Genomic DNA, 18272 nt, shown 5'->3' with positions numbered 1-18272 from the left:
GCACTCGGTCTTAAGTTGTGCTCCATATGCACTGGATTTTGGTTCATATTGACCAGATGAACCAAAGTCGGCTTTCAACAAAGCAGGCACCACACGAATAAGCTAGATATCAGGCCGTCTCCGCAGGCTGGCTCACTAGAGCCAATGCCAAGGCCTTTGCTCCACCCAAGTCCAAATGCATCGTGGCGTAAGACTGCATGAGTAATGCTGGCGGAAGCACCCAATCCCATTTTTCTTGAGCCATGTTCTGTACGTCCGCTAGAACAGCGGATTCATCAATACCGTCCCACTCGGCGATCTCACGCAGCTTGCGTTCAAGCGACGTCCGATCTCCCTCAACCTCGATGACCAACCCGCTGTTCTCACTGGCTAGTCCGGTGTGCGTCAACAAGATGGCTAGGGCATCGTTTGTCCAATCGCCTCGCCAGCTGAAAAGGTAAGTCTTACCTCCGCTTTCGGTCATGCTCGAATGTACCAATCCAAGGTCCGAGAAAGCGCTACGTGCCTGAGCTAGTAGCTCTTGTGCCGTAGTATCAAGATAGGGGTAGACGTCCGCCTCCAACAAGACGCTCCTCATCTCTTGCCGAACCCGATCATGTACACGGGCTCCAAGCCCGTCAAAGGACGGGGGAGCACCACCGGGATCGGATCTCACGACAACGACCCTGGCCTCAGTGTCCACGCTCGTTACCCGCCAGCGGCGCCCAGCAAAGATAATTCGCTGATCGACGGTCAATGGCCTGGAGACGGGCAATGCGCCAAGTAGTTTGCCATCGCATACCAGGCGGAACTCTTCATTACTGACAAATGCACTGTAGAAGTCGTAGTGGTTGATCAGGCGTTCCCCCACTACGCCGGGCAGCAGGAGCCCCGATGTTTCCTGGGTTATCAAATCGCGCTCACCGAGGGCACGAAGCAAACTGAGGAAGCTGCCCTGCTCCACCCCAGTGAACGGACCACTGCGTATCAAGGTGCTCCACAGCTCTGCAGCTGTAGCTCCTCCCCGCTGGGCTATCACCGAGAGGCACTGCTGTACCAGCGTCGATAAATGAAGGCCATGAACACGAGGAGGCTCGAACCAGCCCTGCATCAACAACCGGATCATCGCGATGCTTTGCAGCAAACCCTGGCGAAGTCGATCTGACAGGGGCGAGCCATCGTCTAGCTGACGCTCCTTGCAGTAACTTCGGAGAATGGCTGCCTCTCCCGGACGGCGTCCGGATCGCCCCAAGCGTTGACGCAAGCTAGCTACCGATGGCGGAGCCCCGATCTGCACTACCGTCTTGATGCTGCCGATATCGACCCCAAGCTCCAGCGTGGTAGTGCAGACTGCGGTGGCAGGCCGGTCACCGTCTTTCAGCGCTTTCTCAGTTTCCTCTCGAATGTCCTTCGCCAAACTGCCGTGATGCGGCCAGAACTCGTTCGGTACACCATCCTGCTCGCAACGGCGCCGCAGATTGTCAGCGAACCACTCAACCTGAGTTCGACTGTTGGGGAAGATCAGGTTATTGCTGCCGCGTAGCACCTGAAAGAGATGCTCTGCGATGGCATGGTCCGGAGAAAAAACATCGTCACCTTCAGGCTGTACCGGGAGCGCCTTCTTGGACTCCACATACCCTCTGATCTGAACCTTAAGTATCTGGCCACTACCCTTGGATTCGATCACCGACACATGATGAGGGGCATTGGGACGCAAGAAGGCAGCAGCCAACGTCATGTCGCCCAACGTGGCGGAAAGACCAACCCTGGGCAGGGGGCGATCAATGATTGTTTCAACACGATGCATGAGTGACTGCAGCTGCTTGCCTCGCTCACTGCCGATAAAGGCATGGAGCTCATCCACCACCAGGTACCGCAGGTTGGCAAACAATCCCGCCAGGCTGGTTCCCTTGTTCACGAACAGAGCTTCGAGCGACTCCGGCGTGATCAGCAGAATGCCTTCCGGTGACTTGAGGAAGCGATGCTTGCGGCTCGCTGAGATATCCCCATGCCAAGCAATGACAGGAAGCTCAAGCTCATCGCAAAGCCTCGCCAAACGATCCCACTGGTCATTGATGAGAGCCTTCAGCGGGCTGATGTAAAGCACCGCCCCAGGCTTTTCCGTGTCCTGCAGGAGATTGGTAAGGATGGGCAGAAACGCGGCTTCGGTTTTGCCTGCAGCTGTAGCCGCCGCGATGATGACATCCTGGTCGGCCCCCAAGAGCGCAGGGATAGCACGCTCCTGGGCATCGCGTAGGGAGGTCCAGCCCTCGGCCCATATCCAGCGCTGGATTCGCGGTTCAAGGAGATCGAAGCCAACCGATTCAGAGCTGGAAGGTGGCAAGCTCATCGTCCGCATCCACTTGGGTATCGGCCTCACCGCCTCGATCCGGTGCAATCTCCACGGCACCCAACAGCGTCCGCCAATCAGCGTCAGGATTCTGCTCCAACACCGCTAGCAGGCTGATGAATGCGGTAATGGTCGTCCGCGGGGTACGGAAGTAGGCCTCACCCATCCGCTGGTTGCAGTGGGCCATAAACAGCGGCAATGCTTCGTCGGGTAGCAGATAGCGCTCGCTCACGCCTGCCGCGTATACATGACGCAGTTTCTGCAGCAGCACGTAGAAATCCTCAGGCGTCAGACTAGTGAGGCGTATGACAGGGCCGGACAGATCTACCAGCCCGGACTTGGCGAAGTTATTTTCAGCCAGACGCGACTGCAGCGCCGGATAGCTGTAGAGGCCGCGGCGAGTATCCATGAGAAATTCGGGTGTACCGCCCAACACAAAACCAAGCCCCTCAGCAGAGCCCTGCAGGGAGTCATTGAGGATACGAAGAATCTGCTCGTAGTTAGCGTTACGAGCTTGGGTGTTGGAAAGTTTGTACAGGTTCACCAGCTCATCGAGACATACCATCAACCCGCTAAAGCCGGCCAACCGAACGAATCGCGCAAGCAGCTTGAGCTGATCGTAGACCGAAGCATCGTCGACGATGGTTCGCACCCCCAGTGCGGTGCGGGCATCTGTCTTGGTAGTGAACTCGCCACGCAACCAGCGGATAGCATCAGCCTTGAGCTGCTCGTTACCCTCTTCGAAGCCTTTGCAATAGGCCGCGATTACATCAGCAAAGTCATAGCCGTTGACCATCTCTGCCAGTTGGTCGAGATGCTCGCGAATCACGGCCTCACTGTCTTTGCCGGACGCTTTGGCTTCCGTTTTGGCCTGCGCCACGAATTTCTCGACTATTCCTTGCAGAGCGCCGCCATCAGGCTTAGTTCGGGTGGACATATTCTTGGCCAATTCGGCATACAGCGAGCGAGCCTGGCCACCAGTAGCATGGAGACGACGATCCGGGTTCAGATCGGCATGCATGGTGACGAGCTTGCGCTCCATCGCGATAGAGCGAACCAGGTTGAGGAAGAATGTCTTGCCTGCACCATACTCACCGATCACTACGCGGAACGCGGAACCGCTTTCCGCGAGGCGCTCCACATCACGGATGAGTGCTTCCAGCTCCCCGACACGCCCCACTTGAATCAGGTGCTGGCCTGCACGGGGGACGACGCCGGCGCGCAGGGACTGGATGACCGCATCGCGGTCCTTGGCTCTGATGCTGCTCATAGCGGTAGTTTGTCCATAATGTCAGGGTTAACTTCGAAGGGGTCTTCCCCTTCGGTGACTGGCATATCGAAATGCTCAAATGCCATGTCGTTGATCTGCTCCAATGCTCCGTCGAGCATGAGTTCCATATCGCTTGCTACGGCCCCCAACTCGTCACGAGACCACTCGGTACGGGATACGAGTACACGCAGGAAGGCTGAGTGATCGGCGTCTAAGCCACAAACGGAGGAAGTATCCTCAACAGTCTCTTCCACAACTACGTCATCTGGCTCAGCAGTCTTGTCGTCAACGAAAACCTGAGCCAGCAGCGCAGATACCTGTTCCGTTTCACGCTGCAACTGAGCGATGCGCTCTTTGTCCAGAGCAAATTCGCCAACAGGCTTGGACGGAGTTGCTCCGGGAATGGAAGGCGTTGTCTGCGATGAGCCTACGGCGCTGCCACTGGCGGCCACATGAAGGTCGCTGTAGAGCGATTGCGGATCCAGCTGCAGGGTCTTGTAGACGCGCTCCAGCAACTTCACCTCTGCGGGGCTAACCTCGCCGTCGACCTGCGCCAAGTGAGCGAGAAAAGCCGCCACAACCCTCTTCGCCGGCTCGGCCAGGGGTTCCAGTTTCTTCTTCAGGCTTTGCAGGGTTGGTGGCTGGTTAAGCTGCAGACGCAGGTGGGCCTTCAGGCGTTTCCGATGAGCACCGCTCAGGTGACACCAGGAGTCGATATGCTGGGATAGCAGCATAATTTCCTGCGGCGACGTGTCACCATCGGCCGCCGCCACAGCACAAGCAAGGTCCAACGTAACAGAGGCGGCGCTATACGCCGGCGAAGAACGCAGATCACCATCTTCAGCCTGGGTCGCAAAGAGCGCCACATTGTCCTCTGCCTTGGGTGTTCGGCTGCCTGTCAGCACATCCGGCTCGATACCGATGTGTAAAGACTCCAGAGCGCGGGCGAGCGTCAGAACCTTGTCTCGCGACAGGCTACCTGCACTCTGCAGTCGCCCTGCCAGCTCACCGAAGCTCATGACCACCATGCCATCGCCGATGCGTTGCTTTAGCTCGGCGAGCGCTGTTCGAGCTGCTGGCGGCCACAGGTTTACGGGCAGCTGTAACAGCCCTTCTAGTGCATCAGGAGTGCCGGGGTTGCGGCCGAGATAACGACTGTAGGGCTCCAACTGCACTGTGCATTCGTCAACCAACTGCTGCAGCTTCTTCCGAGCTGCGCTAGTCGCAGTGACATCAGGGATACCGGATAGGCCATCCAGCTCTTGGGGTGGTAGACCCGCAGAAGCGGTGTTGTATTGGAGTCTCAGACGGGTCTTGTTCTGAGGGAGCACCATACCGGCGCCATAACGTTCCTCGTAGCGCATGCAGAACAACTGGGCGAACGCTTCTTTACAGCGGGTTACGGGTGTCCGCTTCCCGATGCTGTGATCAGACAGCACCCAGGCCAACGCCCAGTCAGCCGGCATTGGTTGCTTGTCAGCCGCCAACTGACCCAGGCCAATACGCAGCTCTACAGGCATTTCGTAGCCGTAAGGTAACGGTGCCGGCGGCGCCTTTTGATAGCGCCTGGCGAGTATTTGGCCTTGGCGGAGGAAGTCTACGAAGCGACTGGCGTAGTTATTGAAGGAGTTATTCTTGCCATAGATCGAGAGCAACCGCTCCACCTCGGCAATTATGATAGGTATGTCGGCCGCCGCAGCCTGATCCGTCTTGGCGTCGACAAAAACCCTACGCTCAAGACCGTAGAAGAATAAGAACACGTAGCCGATGTTGGCATGCGGAGCCTTTCGACCACTGGATAGCCATTGCAAATATGCGCGGCGGGCCTCAGGAGAGATGCTGTCGTAACTGGGCCAGTAAGGGGTGAGACGCTCAGATATATCGACGATGCCCCGTGCGACCTTCAGTTTCGGGTTGATCAGTGACGGTTCCGAAGGTCCATTGCGCCTGTTTTTATCTTCGCCGACGTAGATCAGACCAATAGTGATATTTTCGCCCGCCACTTCGATGGTTTCGCCAGCAGAAAGCCACCGCACGTTGGCACTATTCAGGTTCGCCGGCGCGCTCGGAATTCGGTGGGAAGGCCGCTCAGTGGCCTCTAAAGTTACGGTAAAAAAGCCAGAGTCGTCTCGCTTTGCCGAAACCTGCCGGGGCGACGCCGAGACTTGCGCAGGAGCAGAGGGCTCACTTAGTGGCGAGACCTCATCCAATGAAAACGTCAGGCCGGTGCTTATGCCGAGGTCCGAGGAACTTGAACGAGCTCCCCCTTGGGGTGGCCGCATAGTTGTTGCCGAAGACATGACTGACGGTTTGCTGAAGGCCTTTATTACTAGCCACCCGCCTATGCCGACAATAAGTGCTCCGCCCAAGAAAACCCATACACCCTTGGGAACGGAAGCAAGCCCCCCAATCACTAGGACACACAGAACCATCGCTCCAGATACACCAGACTTGCTGCTGCGCTTACGCTTCCCTGCCATCGCTTCGACTCCCTATACAAGCATGCTGGCCATTTAGCAGTATCGGCAATTCGGGTGCATCAGCCAATACCTCGCGCCAAGCTATGTGTTGAATCTCTTTATGATGTTATCCAGATGTGTTCCGTATGCACTGGTGAGATGGCGGCCAGATGCGAGCCGGGCGGTCACGGGGTTGAATTGATGAGCAGGCACAGCGCCGTCCGCCCCTACTACGTCGGTTGCCTCGCGCTGAGCAGTAACTGCGCTAACCGTGCCAGATTACGCGCATCGTCGATGGCCCTGTGATGCGCACCCTCCCACAAAAGGCCCATGCTTTCCACTGCACACTTCAGCCCTAGCGCACGGCAAGCGAAAATCTTCCAAAAGCACTTCTTTAGATTGATATGACGGGCCGGATCCAGCAATACATCTACCCCTGCTCTGAAAGCGTCCTCCTTCAGCTGGTTTCGGTCGTAATCGCCCCAAGAGCACCAGCGCCAGCCTTCTGTATTTCGCGGCCTCAGCCATTCACCAAGCTGATCTTGTACCTCCGCGAAACGCTTTGCAGTATCGACGTCAGATTGAGATATGCCGGTCAGCCCCGTGCAAAACTCAGTTAGCGTGGGGCGAAGTAGCGGCCGGACAAACTGTCCGAAATGATCGACAGTCCTGTACTCCAACTGAACATCCAACAGCCCGATGCCAATTTCGATCGTCTCCATCTCGTCGCGCTGGACCTCCAATACGTGAGCGTTCCGGGCCGCCTCGTTTAGGTCGGCAGGGTAGTCATCGCAAGTCGCTTCCAGATCCACGCAAAGTAACCAGCGACTTTCGCCAAGTTGTTGACGAAGCGCATCAAGTTGTCCCCAACGCTTTACCTGCATGACACCCCGCCCTTCTTTTCCTCAGAGGATATAAACCTACGAGCATCAGCACGGACCGTGGGCTCCGTTTTATAGTAGTGACACGAGAAACGGATCACTGAATCGTTACCGGGGTTGCGTGTAAGCCTTTTGCCCCCTGTGCCAACAGCCAATCCAGTGACAGACGCCCGCCGTCTTCTTTGAAAGTCACAATAACGTACAAGCTGCCCGTGGCGGTAAACAGCGCCCAAAACCCGCCTTGCTCATGAGCTTTCAGTACATCGGAGGTCCGAACCCGGTGACCGTCCTGAAACCTTCCATACACATCCGCCCGCACGTGACGATGAACCACGCCGATACAACAGCCTGCGATTAAATAAGCGTCCGTGAGATACGCCGTAACTTCCCTACCAAAAGACATATCCATTGCTCGCGACAACGCGCCAGATACATCACGTGCTTGGTTGATACTTCGTTTAGTTGAACCCATCACGTCAGCACCCAAATTCGGATCAAAACTCGTTGCCTCCCCCCCACTAACGGCTAGCTGTCCAACCAATAATCGTCTCGAGCAATACGCCCAAACTTGTAGTCTTCATGCTGCGGGGCGTCGCCAAACAAATGATGTATGCGTCGCTCCTGTCGCAAATACGCCAAGGTCATGAAGAAGCAGGTTTCACACATCCGTACGCGATAACGCTCACCGTCATGTCGCGCGCCGTATCCCCAGTGCGCTTGCAGCACACCGAACTGTTCGCCGTACCCAGGCACTCGCATGGAGGTACCACAGACGTCGCAAGGCACATCGGGGTGTCGGTTGTCTGGTACGTCCATGCCCGCCAATATCTGTCTACGCATCAAAAAATCTTCAACACAGTAGTGAGCTCGGCGCTTTTGCGAGCCCCTGGGCCAGCAAGCACATATCGCGTATTGCGCGTTCTGAAAATGCACCCATCGGCAAACTCAATCAGTTGTGTTGTACGCACCCAGTCACCCTCTTGGAAACGGTTGGCACTGTCGTACAACACGCGGCCGGCATACACCATCGCGGGCTGTTGCCCGGACGCCTGTAACGTTTCTCGTATCGCGTCAGGCACGATGAGATCGATCCAGATCCAGTCACGCACAACACAGAAAGGCACCTCGTCATGCAACGCAGCCGCTGAACCACGCGCGCACGCTTCTGCTAACGACATCTCGATACCAGGCATTACCTCACCCGGGGCGTATAACAAATGAGATATTTTCTTTAAATCGTCCATACCGTCTCTCTATCTGAACCATAGATGTCTAGAGGCAGAATCTGGGCAAAACTTCCCTACCTTGACAAAACTACCAAGTATGAAAAGCTTGCTTCCCAATGAGCGTCAGTTCTGACTTTTGATATATGGCCTGAGTCTAAAAGGCGAACAGCGCAACCCCATCAACCTCCATTATTAAACTAAGTACTTTATTCATCAATGCAAGCCTATGGCGTCGCCCCACTACGCTCAGTATTGGACAAAAAAACAGCAACCTGAAACCAATGCAATAAAATAATCCAGCTCCAACGACCGCCCGTCAAGCACTTTTAGAAAAGAAAAAGCCAACCACTGACCATCGGTATTTGTAATACGTATATATTGACAAGGATTGCCAGAACTCATGCACCAGAAGAGCAAGAAGATAATCCTTATCGGACTTACCCTGGGCGCGGTCAATGACTATTTGAGATCAAGACATATCTCCACGGACGATGCGAGGCTGATCCAACCGGCTCGGAGTCTTCTTTTCGAATTTTGAAATTTCGCACCGTTGGTAATCACCACAAGCGAGGCGCGTCGGTGACGCGGAAGGGTACCGCGACTCCTCGCGACTGCTTAAATTGCAAACGAAAGCGGATGATCTGAGTAATTTGTAGCGAGGGGCAGGTTCGAGAAAGTCTGCGTACGCTGAGATCTGCTCACTAACACCTAGCTACCCATCTAGTGCACGCACGAAGCGCGCCACGCGTCGAGCTGTACGGCGAGGCCACAAAATGATGAAAATTATGGCTCAGCAATAATTATGGCTGAGCCATAATTTCATATAACCGCAGCGTCACGGAAAAACCGCAATTATTTACAGCCTGCAATTGACCATGACAGCTGCCCCTCCAACGAGGGGATAGACTAAGTAGGTTAGCTAACTCGGGGCTGTGGAGATGATCGAGGATCGCGCCAATGAGCTGTTCATCAGCGCCGCTAGCAGCTGGAAAATCGGCCAAAAACGCGATGAGCAAAGCCAGCTTTCAGTTCGATTCAGGAGTACTAAGAAGGTCTCTTCTGGACGGCGACTACAAGGAGCTGTCCATGACCAGCCGACACGCCATTAAGGCTGCGGCCTCGCCTCTCCTTCACAGCGCCCATTTGATCGGATGCTCATTGGACAAGCAGCTTCGGAAGGCTTCATCCTAGTAACCAATAATCATGCTATAGCGAAGTATTCGGGGCCAATCAAGCACGTCGGTTGAATGCGCCAGCCTTCGATACCCTGTCGTGACGGGATGTCTAATGACCATACAAGCCGTCATTTTTGATGCTTTCGGGACACTGATAAAGATTCAAGATGGGTCGCATCCGTACCGACAGTTGATGAAGATCGGAAAGGCGCATGGGCGGCGCCCCCGCCCGGACGACGCGTCTTTCCTGATGAAATCTGCGATAACGTTGACGCAAGCCGCAGCGCATTTGGGGATCACTGCAAGCCCTGAACAATTGAGCACTCTGGAAACTGTCCTGGCAGAAGAGATCGCAGCCGTTGAGGCATATCCTGACGGGCTCGAAGCGGTGAAACTGCTCCAAGAGCAAGGCATTCGAATCGGTGTTTGCTCGAATTTGGCTTTCCCGTACCGGCAAGCCGTCCTGCGTTGCTACCCCATGCTAGACGCATATGCATTTAGCTGTGATTTAGGCGTAATGAAGCCCGAACCCACCATCTACAGTTGGATTTGCGATCAGCTTGGGGCGTCCCCGACCGCATCGTGGATGATCGGTGACTCCCAACGTTGCGACCGAGATGGGCCAACGGCAGTAGGCATCCGAGGCTTTTTTGTTGACCGAAACAGCACCAACGGTGACTGCCCTGAATTGGTTACGTTCGCTCGTAAGGTATTGGCAACCGCGCCTTGAGCGAGCGATGTCAGCCCCATCCATTTTCGCACTTCGCGATTGAAACCTGGAATCACACCAAGCAATCCTGCTCCATGAACCTCGAACCGCAGTCAAGATAAGACCGTAAATTGAGTTGAGGTGATTATGATCGGGGGCCAACGGGAACACCTTAGAAACCCAAGACGCCTCCCTAGATCATTGGTAACTTCAAACTCAGGAGCGTTTGGCTTCAACGCAGCCTAAACCCAACCGACTGCGGGCAGCTCTACTCGCCAACGCACGCAAAGCCACTCTCACAGATGGGGGAATGCGATGCTTGACAAGGCTCGAAAGGTTCATATACTCGCGCTCACTGTGAGCAATCCAACAAATCAAGGTTTCTTGCATAATGCGCTGAAGCCTTGATTTGGCCGGGATATTGAAGTTTGGGATTCAAATCCCCCCGGCTCCACCATCACAAGCCCTTGAAAAGCTTAGAGTTTTTCAGGGGCTTTTTCATTGGGTGTCGAAAAAGTGTCGAAACTGGCAAGCGGACCGAGACGCACAGCATCCCCCAAATGATCCGGTGCCAAGTGGGCATAGCGCATGGTCATAACCAAACTGGAATGACCAAGAATCTTTTGAAGCGTGAGAATGTTGCCGCCGTTTTGTATGAAGTGGCTGGCGAACGTATGCCGCAGCGCATGACTGGCCTGCCCGCGTGGCAGGACGATTGAAGTCCGACCCAACGCACGCCGAAACGATGTTATCGACCCGGTGAACGGTCCGAACTGGTCCCAATGCTTGCGCAGTTGCCGCTCCAGGGCAGCAGATATTGGAACAGACCGGACACGCCCGCTTTTGGTACCACTGAACGTAACGACCCCACCGCGCACGGAAGACGGCTTGAGCCGCTCAGCTTCAGACCACCGCGCCCCTGTCGCCAAGCCCTTGCCTGACACCCTTTCTTAGCGCCTATGCGCGCGTGAGGTTATTTCCTTGCAGAAGATCTGCCGGTATGCCGACGGCGTCGTGCCCAAATGGGCCGCGAACTGCTGACGCAGCGACAGCGCTGTTCCGAAACCGACCTCGGAGGCAACGCAGTCGATCGGCATTTGAGTAGTCTCCAGAAGCTGCTGCGCCCGGGCGACCCGCTCGGCGTTGATCCACTTGATGAACGTGGTACCCGTGGTTTCACGAAAACGCCGAGTAAAGGTGCGACGGCTCATCTTGGCGATATCGGCCAGGGTATCGAGCGACAACGGATCGGCCAGGTGCTCTCTCGCCCACTCCAGAACCCCGGGTAGTCGGCTCTCGCTTGCCAGTTGCGGAACGGGTTGCTCGATGTACTGAGCCTGACCGCCCTGGCGATGCGGCGGAGTGACCAGCAGCCTGGCCATTCGGTTCGCGACATCGGCGCCGTGTCGCTGCCTCAACAAGTGCAGGCAGCAATCGATGGCCGCGACCGTTCCGGCCGACGTGACGATGTTGTCGTCGGCGATATACAGCACATCGGGGCGGAAATGACTCTTCGGAAAGCGCTGGGCGAACAGATCGCGGGCGACCCAGTGCGTGGTCGCTTCCCGACTATCCAGCAACCCCGCGTCGCCCAACACGAACGCGCCAAGGCACAGGCCGACTATCAGGGATCCACGTTCATGACTGCGGCGCAGACCGTCAATCAGCTCGGCCGAGGCTGGCTGACTGGGATCGCTCCACGCCGGCACAATGACGATGTCCGCCCGATCCAACGCCTCGAGGCCGTCGGGAACCTCGATCACTACGCCTTGGTCGCTGCGAACCTTTCCAGGGGTCGTGGCGCAGTACCGAACCTAGTATCGGGGAAGATCCGGTGCGTCTTTGGCGGCGCCAAAGACCATGCCCGGTACGGAGAGATGAAACAGGCTCACACCTTCGAAGGCAAGGACGGCGACACGCAGAGAGGTCATAGGAGTGTTTTTCGGCACGCTCAAGATGGCCTAAAAACTAGCCTACATGTCTATTCAGGTCAATCGCTTGTCGTCAAGCCTCTTCGCCAACGCAGAACGGCAAGCGGGGTCAGGCGTCAGGACGACGCGGCTGTGGAGTTGGACATGAGTGATAGGGGCGTGATGGACATGTCACAGATAGCCGTCATCGAGATCGGGTACTGCTTTACCGCCGCCGTTTCAGCGCAGCAACGTCTAGCTAGCGAGCAGTGGAACCGGGTTGCGTAATTGGCATCGGCCCTAAGTTTGATGAAAAGCGGAACATTGGCCCGATATTTTCGGAGATTGTCCTCCGGGCCGATGTTGCCGCCATCGTATCGCCCTCACAATGCGCTCCGTTCAACAATGACTTAGGAGTCGCAACATGCAATTCGCGAAAATCGCTAGTTCACTTGCCTTGGCGGTTAGCCTTTCCATTACCGGGGTGTTCGCAGCCGAGCTGCCGGCCAAGCAGGCTTCCCAGCAAGATGCGCAAATCCAGCTGCAGCAGATCCGTAACGCGACCGTGAAAATCACCTTCGCGGGCACGACTTTCCTGATCGACCCGATGCTTGCCAAGAAAGGCGCTTACCCTGGCTTCGAGGGGACCTATCGCAGTGAGCTGCGCAACCCGCTCGTTGACCTACCGATGTCGGAAGCCGACGTAATGGCCGGGGTCGATGCGATCATCGTCACTCACACCCACCTCGACCATTGGGACGATGCTGCGCAGAAACTGCTGCCCAAGAACATCCCACTGTACGTACAGAACGAGTCGGATGCGGAAATCATTCGCGACCAGGGCTTCGACGACGTACGGATCCTGAAGGATCAGGCCGAGTTCCAGGGCGTGACGTTGACCAAGACCGGCGGCCAGCACGGCACCGACAAGATGTACCAGGTCCCTCAGTTGGCCGAGTTCCTGGGTGTCGCGATGGGCGTGGTATTCCAGGCGCCGGGCCAAAAGACGCTGTATCTGGTAGGCGACACGATCTGGCGTAACGAGGTGGATCAAGCGCTGACTAAGTACAGCCCCGAAGTGATCCTGATCAACGCCGGTTATGCACGCGTAACGGGCTATGACGGCGCCATCATCATGGGTAAGGACGATGTGGTTCGAGCCAGCAAAGCCGTGCCGGACGCGACTCTAGTTGCGACCCACATGGACGCAATCAACCATATGGGGCAAACCCGCAGCGAGCTCAAAGAGTACGTCGAGCAGCAAGGCATCGCGGAACGTGTCGAAATCCCGGAAGACGGCGCAGTCGTAAAGCTCTGATCAAGCTGAGGCCGCCTATCATGGCGGCCCTCGACCAGGTTGAAACGATCATAACCTGCCAGGCATTCACTGCCCGGCAGGTCTTTTATATTGGCCAGATTCTATCTCGCCAAGTCCCATTTCCCCATATCGCCTGCGCTGCGCCCTTGGAAAATAGAGGTTATCGCATCGCTATCTTCAGCCACCTGGGTGTGAGCCGGTGGCATGGTTCCGATTGGCCCTAACCCAGAATAATCACAGAACGGGTTCTACACGTTACAAGGACACTTTCAGTAAGCTCACGTCGAGAAGTGTTCAAGCACAAGAAATACAGCCTCGAGTACAAAGGGAAATTTTCGAGCTGGTTCGCCGTTTAAAAGAGCATAGCTTTTGGCGGCGTCCCGGTATTGGAGGATATTTCCTCCAACGAACTGCTCCCGACCGATACCTGGCCCATCAGGTATCAGCCATGCCCTGGGGCACGACCAGGCGCTCGCGCGGATCGGCGATCTGGATGCCCAGCTCGCGGAAGTGTTCGAAGATGCGCCGGTTGAACTCGCGCTGCACGCCCCAGCGGCCCTTGTCGACACAACGCATCTGCCCGGCCAGCGTCACCATCGAGCCATCCACCGAGTCGACACCCCAGACGGCCAGGTCGTCGATGATCAGGTTGGCGAACGCCGGGTTCGCGCGCAACTCCGCGCCGATCTTCTTCAGTTCTGCGATCGCCTGGTCGATGTCGGTGTCGTAGCCGACACTGATCCGCACCGCCGCGTTGCCGATACCGCGGTTGGTGTTATTGACCGTGGACACCGAGCTGAACGGAACGATGTGCAGCGAGCCGTCGCCCGCGCGCAAGCGCACGGTGCGAATCGACAGATTTTCCACCGTCCCGGAAACGCCCGCGACCGTCACCCAGTCGCCCACCTGCATGGCGTTTTCCATCAGCAGGAAGATGCCGGTGATGAAGTCCTGGACCAGCTTCTGCGAACCAAAGCCCAGCGCGACGCCGATGATGCTCGCGCCCGCCAGCAGGGGCGTCGTATTGATGCCGACCTCGCTGAGTGCGGTCAGGCCGACGACCAGCATGATCATGATCATCAGCCCCGTACGCAGCATCGGCAGCAGCGTGCGCAGCCGCGCGGCCCGCATCACTTCCCCACTTTCGCTCCAGCGGGCGATACGCCGCTCGAGCACGGCATTGGTCAGTTGCCAGACCACCAGCGCCAGGATCACCGCAATCGTGATCGTCATCACGGCGCTGGCCAGGCTGCGACCGATGGTTCCCGCCGCGAACCAGCTGATCGCATCGAAGCCCCAGGCCTGGAAGAGCGCGACCAGCACGCAGACTGCGATCAACAATGACATGAGCCAGCGTACCAACGGATACAACTGCTCGACCAACCGGCTGCGTACGCCATCTGACGTTTGTGCCGCATCGGTACCGCTATCTCCATCCTGATCGCCGACGAACGCCCGCTCCAGGGCACCGAGTATCAGCACCGCAGCCAGGCGGCCGAGCACCACGATGCCACCGGTCATCCCGATGAACTCGATCAGCCTCGGGAAGCCGTTCTCGACGCCAAGCGCCCAGACCACCCACATGCCCATGACGAACACGGCGGCAGCGATGGCCCAGATCTGTGCGGCCCAGTGACGAAGGATCGCGATAGGCCCGCTGCTGCCCGCCTTGGGCGCGATGGCATCGCGCACCGGTCGCCGCAGCCTGAAGATGAGCATGACGATCATCAGGTGAGCGAGCAGCGAGACGAACTTCAGGATCGCGGTGCGCCCCGCCGACCCGCCGCCGAGCGTCTGCAGCGCATCCGCCACGGCGATCCCGAAGGCTGCCAGCGCCACGAAGTACAGCGCCCAGTGATTCAGCAGTCGCGATGTCTCGCCGCCTAACCGGAAAACCCGAAGGCCATAGCCACCCGGCGATATCAACAAGCGCACCACCGCCATGCTCAGGCGGGTGAACAGGTAGGCGAGAACGAATACGCCAGCGACCTCACGGGTCCGCTCGTCAAGGCTGGGATACAGATGCATGACCAGTGCGGCGACGCAGAAAAACAGGGCCAGCGGCAGCAGGTCCAGAAGAAAGATGCCAAGCGCGAACGGCAGGTGCCTTAGCGCACCGCGATGTTCGCCGATCCTGCCGTCACGCCGTGCCTTAACCTTGCGCTCCGTCGTGGCCGGCTCCGCCACCGCGCTTTTATCCGGCTCGGCGACTTTCTGCTCAGGAGCGTTTATCGGAATGGCCTCGACCCTCTCGACACCGTCTCGGATGGTCTGCACCAGCGCGACGCCGGGCTGCTCGGGCTGGGTGGCGGCGGCTACCGCCGCGCGCTCGGCATCGATCTGTCCGGCCTGCTGCTGGCCAGGCAGTGAGCCCTCGACCACCTCGGCGACGCGCGCACGCTCCTCAACTTGCCGCGCATGCTCCTGCAAGGCCAGGCAAGGTCTGCGCAGCATTCGCCGCAGCGCCCACTCCACCAGCAGGCCGAGAACAAAGACCACGGCCAAGGCTATCAGCGCATCGACAAGCAACGCCCGCCCCGCCTGTGACCGGAAAATCGAATCGAACCATGCGGGAAGCTCCAGCAAGGCCCCCCTGACCTGCCCCACCTGCTGGCCAAGGCCATCGGCCCAACGCGCGACCTGACCCAGCATCCGTGCAATCAGACCGCCCTCTTCCAGCGGCGTTATCACCGGCTCCGGTTCAGTCGCAAGCGGAGCCTCGGCTGGCGCCACTTCACCCTCAGCATCGCCCGCTGCCGGCACCGCGGCAGCGTCGTCCGCGATCACTCTGAGCGTCGTCAGCACGTCGGCACGCCGCACCTCGTCCTGAAGCACCTCGGCAGCACGCCGTGCATCCTGAGGTGATACCCGCGACGAATCACTCTGAGCCTGCACCGGCCCAGCCAGTTGCAACAGAACGGCAATGAACGGAACACAAAGAAATCTATACATGAGTCGAATAAGACCTTGAGGCATGCTGAAACAAGGAGCGGCATTCCCAACAGAACTGGCGGCAAGCCTGGTGGCCGTTTCGAATTGGGCATCGATGGAGGCACTGAGTTTCAAGCAATGTGCAACCTCATCGCGCGCTCCGTTTTCTTCAGCTTCTTTCCCCCTCGGACTACCTCCAGGCTTTCCGCTACAATGCCGCCCTGTTTTTTACCTGCCCAGACGCCGCCGTGAGCCACGATCCAGATCGCCTGTTCGCCCAGCCCCTCGCCCAGCCCCAGGATTTCGTTTTCAACGAGGACGTGGTGCGGGTTTTTCCCGACATGATCAAGCGTTCGGTGCCCGGCTACCCCACCATTGTCGAAAATATCGGCGTGCTGGCAGCGCAGTTCGCCCAGCCCAATACGCAGCTGTACGATCTCGGCTGCTCGCTGGGCGCCGTGACGCAGGCGTTACGCCGGCACGTCAAGGCTGACAATTGCCAGGTGATCGCCGTGGACAACTCCGCCGCCATGGTCGAACGCTGTCGCGAATACCTGCATGGTCAGGATTCGATGTTTCAGGAGCTGCTGCCGGTCGAGGTGATCGAGGCGGACGTCCTCGCGCTGCAGTTTCAACCCGCTTCGCTGGTGGCGCTGAACTTCACCCTGCAGTTCATTCCGCCCGAGCAACGCCCCACCCTGCTGGCCAACATTCGCCAGGCACTGGTTCCGGGTGGCGCGCTGATCCTTTCGGAGAAGCTGCGCTTCGAGGACGAACAGGAGCATGAGCTGCTCACCGACCTGCACGTCGCCTTCAAGCGCGCCAACGGCTACAGCGAACTGGAAATCGCCCAGAAACGCAGCGCCATCGAGAACGTGATGAAGCCCGACAGCCTGGAAACTCACCGCCAGCGTCTGCTGGATGCCGGCTTTTCCAAGGTGGTGCCCTGGTTCCAATGCCTGAATTTCGCCTCGCTGATCGCCCTGCCATGAATCTCGACCTGACACCCCTCGCCTGGCGCCTGGCCGGCACTCCGCTGGCCGCCTGGGCCAACGGCCTGCAGCAGCAACTGGAGGCCAAGCTTGCCATCGGCCACGGCGACCTGCCGCGCTGGCGCCGTGCGGTCGATGCGCTGCCGGATATCCAGCCCGTTTCCGTCGAGCTGCGCGAGGCCTTCCGCCTGGAAGGCGATTGCAACGAGGCGACGCGCGCCGCCACCCATGACGCACTGTTCGGCCTGTCGCCGTGGCGCAAGGGGCCTTTCGACGTCTTCGGCGTGCACGTGGATACCGAATGGCGTTCGGACTGGAAGTGGGAGCGCGTGTCGCCGCACCTCAACCTTGCCGGCAAGCGCATCCTCGACGTCGGCTGCGGCAACGGCTACTACATGTGGCGGATGCTCGGAGCCGGCGCCGATTCGGTGGTGGGCATCGACCCGAACTGGCTGTTCTTCTGTCAGTTCCACGCCATGAAGCGCTACCTCCATAACTTGCCTGCATGGCACCTGCCGATGGCGCTGGAAGAGCTGCCGGCAAAACTCGAAGGCTTCGACACGGTGTTTTCCATGGGCGTGCTCTATCACCGCCGCTCACCGGTCGACCACCTGCTGGAGCTGAAGGATTGCCTGCTCAGGGGCGGTGAGCTGGTGCTGGAAACCTTGGTGGTCGAAGGTGACGAACACACCGCTCTGGTCCCGGAAGATCGCTACGCGCAAATGCGCAACGTCTGGTTCCTGCCTTCGGTGGCGGCGCTGGAGTGCTGGCTGCGCCGCGCGGGTTTCGCCGACGTGCGCTGTGTCGATGTCAGCGTCACCAGCACCGACGAGCAGCGCAGCACGGACTGGATGCGCTATCAGTCGCTGTCTGATTTTCTCGACCCGCAGGACCACGGCAAGACCATCGAGGGCCTGCCTGCGCCGATGCGTGCGGTATTGATTGCACGCAAGCCCTGAGCCTGCCTCAGCCCCTACTGCCGCAGGTCAACTGCTTCATTTCGCTGACGGCCTGCTTGAAGCCGACGAACAGCCCCCCTCACGAACGCGCGCAAAACCGCACGACGATTGTC

General features: G+C 58.1%; 12 protein-coding genes and 2 pseudogenes. 4 read left to right on the top strand and 10 right to left on the bottom strand.

Going from position 1 to position 18272, the window contains the following annotated elements; translation table 11 throughout:
* Nucleotides 1-109 precede the first annotated feature (109 nt).
* The 7 genes from ACYCFC_RS00750 to ACYCFC_RS00720 all read right to left on the bottom strand — a co-directional run bounded on the left by ACYCFC_RS00750 (nucleotide 110) and on the right by ACYCFC_RS00720 (nucleotide 8183).
* On the bottom strand, nucleotides 110-2329 hold the full coding sequence (locus ACYCFC_RS00750; protein WP_014597638.1) for a DEAD/DEAH box helicase: 2220 nt from the start codon (nucleotides 2327-2329) through the stop codon (nucleotides 110-112).
* A complete protein-coding gene (locus ACYCFC_RS00745) occupies nucleotides 2304-3599 on the bottom strand; it encodes an ATP-binding protein (protein WP_014597639.1) in 1296 nt (431 codons plus the stop codon). Before ACYCFC_RS00745 ends, ACYCFC_RS00750 begins: the two co-directional genes overlap by 26 nt.
* A complete protein-coding gene (locus ACYCFC_RS00740) occupies nucleotides 3596-6079 on the bottom strand; it encodes a tellurite resistance TerB family protein (protein ID WP_459652854.1) in 2484 nt (827 codons plus the stop codon). The genes ACYCFC_RS00745 and ACYCFC_RS00740 overlap by 4 nt, the downstream gene beginning before the upstream one ends.
* 209 nt (nucleotides 6080-6288) lie before the next feature.
* The gene (locus ACYCFC_RS00735) at nucleotides 6289-6942 is read right to left on the bottom strand and encodes a 3'-5' exonuclease (RefSeq protein ID WP_459652853.1); all 654 of its coding nucleotides are present in this window, start codon (nucleotides 6940-6942) and stop codon (nucleotides 6289-6291) included.
* A gap of 94 nt (nucleotides 6943-7036) precedes the next feature.
* Nucleotides 7037-7411, bottom strand: a complete 375-nt coding sequence (locus ACYCFC_RS00730; RefSeq protein WP_459652852.1) for a hypothetical protein — start codon at nucleotides 7409-7411, stop codon at nucleotides 7037-7039.
* Nucleotides 7412-7464: 53 nt separating this feature from the next.
* The gene (locus ACYCFC_RS00725) at nucleotides 7465-7779 is read right to left on the bottom strand and encodes a hypothetical protein (RefSeq protein ID WP_003291462.1); all 315 of its coding nucleotides are present in this window, start codon (nucleotides 7777-7779) and stop codon (nucleotides 7465-7467) included.
* Nucleotides 7779-8183: a DUF6957 family protein gene (locus ACYCFC_RS00720; protein WP_011914493.1), complete on the bottom strand. Its 405-nt coding sequence runs from the start codon at nucleotides 8181-8183 to the stop codon at nucleotides 7779-7781. Before ACYCFC_RS00720 ends, ACYCFC_RS00725 begins: the two co-directional genes overlap by 1 nt.
* A gap of 1269 nt (nucleotides 8184-9452) precedes the next feature.
* Here ACYCFC_RS00720 and ACYCFC_RS00715 point away from each other — a divergent pair.
* On the top strand, nucleotides 9453-10070 hold the full coding sequence (locus tag ACYCFC_RS00715) for an HAD family hydrolase (RefSeq protein WP_020306044.1): 618 nt from the start codon (nucleotides 9453-9455) through the stop codon (nucleotides 10068-10070).
* A gap of 455 nt (nucleotides 10071-10525) precedes the next feature.
* Here the strand turns inward: ACYCFC_RS00715 and ACYCFC_RS00710 are convergent.
* Both ACYCFC_RS00710 and ACYCFC_RS00705 read right to left on the bottom strand, forming a co-directional pair.
* Nucleotides 10526-10978: pseudogene (locus tag ACYCFC_RS00710) on the bottom strand (tyrosine-type recombinase/integrase); the annotation flags it as partial.
* Between the two features lie 21 nt (nucleotides 10979-10999).
* Nucleotides 11000-11980, bottom strand: a pseudogene (locus ACYCFC_RS00705) (GlxA family transcriptional regulator).
* Between the two features lie 403 nt (nucleotides 11981-12383).
* Between ACYCFC_RS00705 and ACYCFC_RS00700 the strand changes: the two are divergent.
* A complete protein-coding gene (locus ACYCFC_RS00700) occupies nucleotides 12384-13277 on the top strand; it encodes an MBL fold metallo-hydrolase (protein WP_181084806.1) in 894 nt (297 codons plus the stop codon).
* Between the two features lie 435 nt (nucleotides 13278-13712).
* On the opposite strand, the gene ACYCFC_RS00695 is transcribed toward ACYCFC_RS00700, so the two are convergent.
* Nucleotides 13713-16343, bottom strand: coding sequence for a mechanosensitive ion channel domain-containing protein (locus ACYCFC_RS00695; RefSeq protein WP_459652851.1), 2631 nt, complete (start codon nucleotides 16341-16343; stop codon nucleotides 13713-13715).
* Nucleotides 16344-16456: 113 nt separating this feature from the next.
* On the opposite strand from ACYCFC_RS00695, the gene cmoA reads away from it, so the two are divergent.
* Nucleotides 16457-17200 (top strand): carboxy-S-adenosyl-L-methionine synthase CmoA, encoded by a 744-nt coding sequence (cmoA, locus tag ACYCFC_RS00690; protein ID WP_459652850.1) that lies wholly within the window; start codon nucleotides 16457-16459, stop codon nucleotides 17198-17200.
* Entirely contained in the window at nucleotides 17197-18159 is a 963-nt protein-coding gene (gene cmoB, locus ACYCFC_RS00685) for a tRNA 5-methoxyuridine(34)/uridine 5-oxyacetic acid(34) synthase CmoB (protein WP_181084810.1), read from the top strand. Before cmoA ends, cmoB begins: the two co-directional genes overlap by 4 nt.
* Nucleotides 18160-18272 lie beyond the last annotated feature (113 nt).

It is taken from the genome of Stutzerimonas sp. NM35 (genome assembly GCF_054604355.1).
This window is presented reverse-complemented; position numbering and strand designations above follow the sequence as displayed.